The sequence below is a fragment of the Clostridium sp. DSM 17811 genome, assembly GCF_018861905.1.
GTDB lineage: Bacteria > Bacillota > Clostridia > Clostridiales > Clostridiaceae > Clostridium_AD > Clostridium_AD frigoriphilum.
The window spans coordinates 20,495-28,483 of sequence record NZ_JAHLDU010000039.1; the positions used below are offsets into that span (position 1 = coordinate 20,495).

Annotated in this window: 7 protein-coding genes; 6 read left to right on the forward strand and 1 reads right to left on the reverse strand. The window is 28.9% G+C overall.

Annotated features, from left to right (window positions below; genetic code table 11):
* Positions 1 to 164: 164 nt before the first annotated feature.
* The 5 genes from htpG to KPL44_RS23015 all read left to right on the forward strand — a co-directional run bounded on the left by htpG (position 165) and on the right by KPL44_RS23015 (position 6,052).
* Complete coding sequence (gene htpG / locus KPL44_RS22995) at positions 165 to 2,045, forward strand: molecular chaperone HtpG (protein WP_216255366.1); 1,881 nt, start codon at positions 165 to 167, stop codon at positions 2,043 to 2,045.
* A gap of 139 nt (positions 2,046 to 2,184) precedes the next feature.
* Positions 2,185 to 2,967 (forward strand): Cof-type HAD-IIB family hydrolase, encoded by a 783-nt coding sequence (locus KPL44_RS23000; protein ID WP_216255381.1) that lies wholly within the window; start codon positions 2,185 to 2,187, stop codon positions 2,965 to 2,967.
* A 78-nt stretch (positions 2,968 to 3,045) separates the two neighbouring features.
* A complete protein-coding gene (locus tag KPL44_RS23005; protein ID WP_216255367.1) occupies positions 3,046 to 3,333 on the forward strand; it encodes a putative quinol monooxygenase in 288 nt (95 codons plus the stop codon).
* A gap of 17 nt (positions 3,334 to 3,350) precedes the next feature.
* Positions 3,351 to 4,115 (forward strand): type I 3-dehydroquinate dehydratase, encoded by a 765-nt coding sequence (gene aroD, locus KPL44_RS23010; protein WP_216255369.1) that lies wholly within the window; start codon positions 3,351 to 3,353, stop codon positions 4,113 to 4,115.
* Positions 4,116 to 4,276: 161 nt separating this feature from the next.
* The gene (locus KPL44_RS23015) at positions 4,277 to 6,052 is read left to right on the forward strand and encodes a methyl-accepting chemotaxis protein (RefSeq protein ID WP_216255370.1); all 1,776 of its coding nucleotides are present in this window, start codon (positions 4,277 to 4,279) and stop codon (positions 6,050 to 6,052) included.
* A gap of 42 nt (positions 6,053 to 6,094) precedes the next feature.
* Here the strand turns inward: KPL44_RS23015 and hydE are convergent, their stop codons facing one another.
* Positions 6,095 to 7,138, reverse strand: a complete 1,044-nt coding sequence (hydE, locus tag KPL44_RS23020) for a [FeFe] hydrogenase H-cluster radical SAM maturase HydE (protein ID WP_216255372.1) — start codon at positions 7,136 to 7,138, stop codon at positions 6,095 to 6,097.
* 310 nt (positions 7,139 to 7,448) lie between these two features.
* Here hydE and KPL44_RS23025 point away from each other — a divergent pair, with 310 nt between their 5' ends.
* A complete protein-coding gene (locus KPL44_RS23025) occupies positions 7,449 to 7,679 on the forward strand; it encodes a glutaredoxin family protein (RefSeq protein WP_216211321.1) in 231 nt (76 codons plus the stop codon).
* Positions 7,680 to 7,989: the final 310 nt, after the last annotated feature.

Here is a 7,989-nt window from a genome sequence, read left to right on the forward strand (position 1 = left end):
TCATGTTGCTATTAGATTTATCACTTTAAATTATAGAAAGTATGGAGTGAAACATTGACAAATCATAAAAAAAGGTGTATTTTAGAACTATCATTAGCACTCAGAAGTATAGAGTGCTAACAAAATATAAAATTAAAAGATTTGGTATGAAAGGGGAATTTTAAATGGAAAAAAAACAATTTAAAACAGAATCTAAGAGAATCCTAGATATGATGGTAAACTCAATATATACTCATAGAGATATATTTTTAAGGGAACTTGTCTCTAATGCTAGTGATGCTATTGATAAAATTTATTATAAGACATTAGCGGATGACACATTAACTTTTGAGAAAGATAAATACTACATTACTATAGCGAGTGAAAAAGAAAATAGAATAGTAAAAATTTCTGACACTGGTATTGGAATGACCGAAAAAGAACTAACTGATAACCTAGGTGTTATAGCTAAAAGCGGATCTTTAGCATTTAAAAAAGAAAATGAAATAAAAGATGGTTATGATATAATTGGACAATTTGGTGTAGGATTTTATTCTGCATTTATGGTAGCTGATAATATTACTGTTATAAGTAAATCGTTTGGTAGCGATAAAGCTTATAAGTGGGAATCTACAGGTGCAGATGGGTATACTATAGAACCTTGCGATAAAGATTGTGTTGGTACTGAAATCACACTTAAAATAAAAGAGAACACAGAAGATGATAATTTTGATGAATTTCTTGATGAAAATGGATTAAAATCTATCATAAAGAAATATTCAGATTTCATTAGATACCCAATTAAAATGAATGTAAGTAATTCAAAACTTAAAGAAGGTAGTGAAACAGAATACGAAGATTTCGTTGAGGAAAAGACCGTAAACAGTATGGTTCCTTTATGGAGAAAAAATAAAAGCGAATTAACTGATGAAGATTATAATAATTTTTATGCTGAAAAACATTATGGTTTTGATAAACCGTTAAAGCACATTCATATAAGTGTTGATGGCGTTATAAGTTATAATTCTATTTTATATATTCCAGAAAAAACACCATATGATTTCTACACAAAAGAATATGAAAAAGGTTTAGAGCTTTACTCAAATGGTGTCTTAATTATGAACAAGTGTGCAGACTTATTGCCTGACTATTTTAGTTTTGTAAAAGGAATAGTAGATTCAGAGGACTTATCCCTTAACATATCAAGAGAAGTATTACAACATGATAGACAACTTCAATTAATAGCTAAAAACATTAAAAGCAAAATAAAAAGTGAGTTAGATACTTTACTTAAAAATGAAAGAGAAAAATATGAAATATTTTATAAATCATTTGGAAGACAATTGAAGTATGGTATTTACTCTGATTATGGTAGTAATAAAGACACTTTGCAAGATTTGTTACTGTTTTATTCATCAAAGGAGAAAAAGAATGTTACTTTAGATGAGTATGTTTCTAGAATGCCAGAAGATCAAAAATATATCTATTATGCTTCAGGAGAAACAAATGATAGAATTGAGAAATTACCACAAATAGAAATGGTATCAGATAAAGGGTTCGAAATTTTATACTTCACGGATGAGGTAGATGAATTTGCTGTTAAAATGATATCTAAATACAAAGAAAAAGAATTTAAATCTGTATCAAGTGGTGATTTAGGAATAGAGGCAGAAGAAAAGGAAAAACCATCTATTGCTGATGATAAGGAAAATAAAGAGTTGTTTGAATATATGAAAACTACTTTGTCTGGTAAGGTTAAGGATGTTCGTGCATCAAAAAGACTTAAAAATTACCCAGTGTGTTTATCAAATGATGGTGAACTCACAATAGAAATGGAGAAAACATTAAATTCTATGCCTAACAATGAAAATGTTAAAGCAGACAAGGTACTTGAAATAAATATAAATAATGATATGTTTAAAGTCCTTAAAGGTTGCTTTGACACTGACAAAGATAAATTGGATTTATATACTAATATATTGTATAATCAGGCTCTACTAATTGAGGGATTACCAATTAGTGATCCAGTAGAATTTACAAACAATATATGCAAAGTAATGGTATAACTTAAGTATACTTTAATGAAAATTGAAACAAATTTATGGGCAATAGATGGATATTAATTCATTTATAGCTCATTTTTACTAGTAAATAAAATGTGTTCTTAAATGTGCTTATTTAACATTATAAAGGAGGGAAATACTTATTATAAAACTCATTGCAACTGATATGGATGGTACATTATTAAATGATAAAGGGAATATAGATGAAAAAATATTTGATTTGATACGTGATTTAAATAAGAAGGATATAAAATTTGCAGCAGCAAGTGGGAGATTTTATTCACAACTTAGCATAAATTTTAAAAAGGTAAATACGGATATGATATTTATTGCTCATAATGGGGCTCTTGTTAAGTATAATAACAAAGGAAAGACCATATACTCAAATAATATTGCTAAAGAAGAAATAGAGCACGTAATAAATCTAAATCCAAATCTCGGAGAAGAAGTATTTTTAGCTGGAGAAAATGATGCATTTATAGTAAACCCATCAGAAGTTATTTTTAGCGAACTTACAGCGGTTGATGTTCCTGTGGTAAAACTAGAATCATTTAGTAAATTAAAAAGTCCCATATATAAGATTACTTATTATATGGCAGGCGGAGTAAATTTGTCCATAGTAAATCTTCTAAAAGAAAAATTGCATGAGAAACTTGAATTTGTTGTATCTGGGGATAAGTGGATAGATATAATGAATAAAGGTATAAGTAAAGGAAGCGCTATAAAAATACTTCAAGAAAAATTTGAAATAGATCAAAAAAACACAATGGTTTTTGGTGATTACTATAATGATTTGGCTATGTTTAAAGCTGCTCATTACAGTTATGCAATGAAAAATGCACCTGAAGATGTGAAAAAACATGCTAAATTTATTGCTGAAAGTAATAATGACCATGGAGTTTATAATGTTATAGCATCTTTGTAGAAACGGTAAAAAAAGTACAAGCAGTATAATTATGCAATATAAAAGTTTATTAAATAAATTATAAAAAGGAGAAATTTTATGATTACTATAGTTGCAAAAAATTCAATAAAACAGGGAAAAACAGAGGAATTTAAAAACTTAGCAGAAAAACTTATTAATGAAAGCAGAAAAGAAAAAGGAAATGTATCTTATACTTTATATCAAGATGCTAATGACAACAATATATTTACATTCATAGAAGAGTGGGAAAATGAGGATGTAATTAAGAGTCATAACGCATCAACACATTTTACTTCTATTGTACCTAAATTTGCAGATTTAATAGAAAAAAAATCTGAGATTAATTTATATAAAAAAATAAAATAAATAATAAGGGTGCTCAAATGAAAAAAATAGTTAAGCTTAAAAAAATTACAATTGGTGAGGGGATACCTAAAATTTGTATTCCTATGGTGGGAGAAACTATTTCAGAACTTTTAAAGGAAGCAGAAATTTTAAAAGATATCGATTTTGATGTGTTAGAATGGCGTGTAGATTTTTTTAAAGACGTTGCAAATATAGATAATGTAAAAAAAGCATTACATGGCATTCGAGCAGTACTAGGTGAAAAACCAATTATATTTACTTTTCGCACAGCTAAAGAGGGTGGCCAGAAAGAAGTTACTACAGAATTTTATTTTGCTTTAAATAAAGCAATTGTTACGTCAAAACTTGTTGAAGTTATAGATGTTGAGTTATTAAGTGGTGAGAAGGATATATTAGAATTAGTAAATATAGCTCATAAGAATGACATATTTGTTATTATATCTAATCATGATTTTGAAAAAACACCAGGGAAAGAGGAAATTATATCAAGGTTATGTAAGGCCCAAGATTTAGGTGGAGATATTCCTAAAATCGCAGTAATGCCTACTTGCGCCGCGGATGTGATTACACTTTTAGATGCAACCCGTATTATGAATGAAAAATATGCTAATGGTCCCATTATATCAATATCAATGGCGGGAAAAGGTATTATTAGTAGATTATCAGGTGAATTATTTGGTTCTGCACTAACATTTGCTGCTGCTAAGAAGAGTTCAGCACCGGGACAAATTTCTGCTGTAGAACTACGTAAAATCATAACGTTACTACACAACAATATATGATAGTATAGTAAAAAGGGAAAGAACTGCTTAATTTAAGTAGTTTTTTCCCTTTTTAATGTATTAAGATTTGTAAAAAAAACACGATAAATAGTGTAAACGTTATTATTATAAGAAATGAACATAATTATTGTAAAATATCAAAAGGGATGGAGTGATTTATTGTGAAAAAAATAAGTACTAAGATAATTGCGCTAAATGTTTCAGTTGTATTATTAACTGCACTTTTAATTGGAGGATTTGCGACATACAGAATGTCAGTCTTGAGTAAAAACTCTATATCGACAATTGATACTACAGTTAGAAAAGATTATGATGAAAAAATCAAATATCAAGTTGAAAATGTCATAACAATGCTAGGAGGCATTGATAAAAAATATAAATCCAGAGAAATAAGTTTGATAGAAGCTAAAAAACTTGGTGCTGATTTAATACGTGAGATGAAATATGGCGATGGCGGTTATTTTTGGGTAGATACAGTCGAGGGTGACAATGTGGTACTTCTTGGTGGTGTATCTGAGGGTAAAAATAGATATGATTTAAAGGACGTAAAAGGTAAAAGCATGATTAAAGAAATTATTGAGAATGGTTTAAAAGATGGCGGTGGATATACAGATTATTGGTTTGCTAAAAAAGGGGAAGGAGTTGCATCTCCAAAGAGAGGATATAGTAAGGCTTTTAAAGACTTTAATTGGGTTATAGGAACAGGAAACTATGTTGATGATATTGACAAATTTGTTGGAAATGAAAAGGCTATTCTACTCAAAGCTTTTATAAATAGTGTAACTAATTTTATAATTTTAGCAGTTGCTGTTATTGGATTATCAGTATTTATATCCTTTTATTTTAGTAAGAAAATATCAAATCCTATTTTAAAGATAAGTAAGCTTGTGGATAAGACAGCGAAATTTGATTTATCATATGATAAAAATTTTGAATTGATTTTAAAATATAAAGATGAAACAGGGATTATTGCAAAAGCAGTTATTGATCTACGAAGTGCACTAAGAGAAATAATTGTTGATTTAAAGGAAAATTCCATAGAGGTTCTTCAATATTCCAAAACGATGGCACTGGTTACTAATGATACTGTTCAATCTATAGAAGCTGTATCTGTGGCAATTGAAGAATTAGCAAAAGGAGCTACAAATCAAGTGCAAGATGCGCAAAGTGGCGCAAATGAACTTACAAGTCTTACACTCGAAATTAGTACTGCTGTAAATAGTTCAGGGTTATTAAAAGATTATTCTAACGAAACTAAGTTAGTTAATGCACAGGGACTTAGCTCTATGAAGTTACTTACTGAAAAATTCAAGGAAAGTAGCAATTCAAATGAAGAAGTCGTAGAAAATATATCTACACTTCAAAATAAATCAAACTCTATAGGAAAAATTATAAATACTATAAAAGAGGTAGCCGAACAAACAAATCTTTTGGCATTAAATGCTGCAATTGAAGCCGCTAGAGCTGGTGAAGCTGGAAAAGGATTTGCAGTAGTAGCTGATGAGGTAAGAAAACTAGCAGAAAAGACTGAAGAAGCCACAAATGAAATTACAAATATGATTGGTGAAATTCAAGGAGAGATCAGGAATGTAACAATGAATATAAATAATGGAGTAAATATTAATAAAGAGGCAAACTTATCTATGGATTTATCACAAAAATCGTTTAATATCATAGAAAAATCTATTATTAATATGATTACTCAAATAGATACTTTGGTTTCAAATATTAACAAGGTAGATAAAAATAAAGATAAGGTATTGTTATCTATAGAAGGAATGTTTGCAGTGTCTGAAGAATCTGCTGCTTCAACCCAGGAGATATCTGCATCTATGGAAGAGCAAACGAGTGCTATGGATGATATATCAAATACTGCTGATAACCTTGAGAAGATTGTAGCTAAGTTAGATGAAATAGTACAAAAATTTATACTGTAATTCATTAAAAAAGAGCCTATAGGCTCTTTTTTATGTTATAAATCATTTGTTGTTTTTATTTCCGCGAAATCCGTAATTAGTTGAAACGGTTCTTCCAATACTGTTAATTTTACCGGTTATGCATCCCCTACAATGAGAGGGAGTATCTCCAGTACAAATTTTACCAGGGTATAATGCATAATATTTTCTGTATTCACCTTCTGTAACATTAGGCATAACTACATTAGCACCACTTTGAAGTGCCATCAGCCTTCCATTTTTATTTAAGGATTCCATAGCAGTTGTTGCAGGTATGTTAATGTCTGGCAGAAGCAACCGTGTTATAGCCATAACTTTAAGGGCCATAATTAGCTCGCGACCATGGCAATTTGCAAGTGGTGTGTCTTCATTAGGAATAAAAGGACCTATTCCTAACATGTCAGCATTAATTTCTTTGAAAAATAATATGTCATCCGCATATGATTCTATGGTTTGATTTGGGAGACCAACCATAACGCCTGTTCCTACTTCATAACCTAATTTTTTTAGGTTCTTTAAACAATTAAGTCTGTACTCGTGACTCATGCCAGGATCTAGATCTTCATAAAGCTTCTTATCAGTTGTCTCAATTCTTAAAAGATATCTATCGGCACCAGCATCTTTAAAGGCTTTATACTCATCATAAGTTTTTTCACCTAGACTTAAAGTTAGAGCTAAACCTAAATCCTTGATATCTTTTATTATTTTGATGATTTTGTCCACGGTATAGTAACCGTCTTCTCCACCTTGAAGTACAATGGTTTTATAACCAAAAGATTTGGCCTTAGTTGCAAAGTCTAAAATTTGTTCATGTGTTAATCTATATTTAACTAAATTTTTATTATCTCGCCTTAGTCCACAGTAAAGGCAGTTATTCTTGCATATATTGGTAAATTCAATAAGACCACGAAGATGAACATCGTCACTCACATATTTTTTTCTAACTTCGTCTGCCGCATTAAACAATTCTTGGTTCATATCATTACTTTTTAAAAGATCAATGATTTCTAGTTTACTTAAGTTATGTTCAATTTTAGCTTTATTTATTATTTCCAATAAATTAATCATTAGTTGCTACCTCCTAATATTTATGCTTAAGCTCTTTAAAGTACAAAATAATTATAAAGTATTTTGTCACTAACGTATAGTGTTAAGACTATCATAATATTATATAAAATATATGTAAATATAAAATAAAGAAAATATTTTAATAAATTAGTAATTTAGAAGAATACTAGTTAAATAATTCTTTAAAATTTGAAGCAATAATATTAGACAAGAATAATATTGACTTAACTTGCGAATAATGCTAATATGAAATTAGATTCAATTGCATACAATTTAATTGGAAATAATAAAACTTAAGGGGAGATTATACATGAACAAAGTTGAAATTTATACAAGTAATAGTTGCGGATTTTGTCATTTAGCTAAGGAATTTTTCGAAGAAAATAACATTGAATATACAGAACATAATATTTCTGAAAATTTGGAAGCAAAAAAAGCACTTATAAAAAAAGGATATAGATCAGTACCAGTAATAGATATTAATGGACAAGAAATGGTTGGATTTGACAAGGAAAAAGTGGTTGCTATATTAGGGCTTTAAAAACGATAAAATATATGGCATAAAAAGAAGCTAGTAATAGCTCCTTTTTATTGTCTAAATATAATTTAGTGTTAGAAACAAAAAAGTATTGACATGAATAAAGTTAGCTGATATACTTTAAAAAGTAGTCACATAGTGACGAATATATATAGTTTTTATCGGTCTTTGAAAATTAAACAGAAAAATAGGTAAAGAAATTAAATAATATTTTATTTTAACCAGTCAATTACTTTAGTAAAAGTAATATTTAGTCGTAAGACTAAAAAGTATGTAATGAGCTTGCTAACCAACTTAACAGTTGGCGCAGATT

What these genes read in the sequence shown, in the direction of transcription:
- htpG (WP_216255366.1), top strand. Translation starts at nt 165, where the DNA reads ATGGAAAAAAAACAATTTAAAACAGAATCTAAGAGAATCCTAGATATG.
- KPL44_RS23005 (WP_216255367.1), top strand. Translation starts at nt 3,046, where the DNA reads ATGATTACTATAGTTGCAAAAAATTCAATAAAACAGGGAAAAACAGAG.
- aroD (WP_216255369.1), top strand. Translation starts at nt 3,351, where the DNA reads ATGAAAAAAATAGTTAAGCTTAAAAAAATTACAATTGGTGAGGGGATA.
- hydE (WP_216255372.1), bottom strand. Translation starts at nt 7,138, where the DNA reads ATGATTAATTTATTGGAAATAATAAATAAAGCTAAAATTGAACATAAC.
- KPL44_RS23025 (WP_216211321.1), top strand. Translation starts at nt 7,449, where the DNA reads ATGAACAAAGTTGAAATTTATACAAGTAATAGTTGCGGATTTTGTCAT.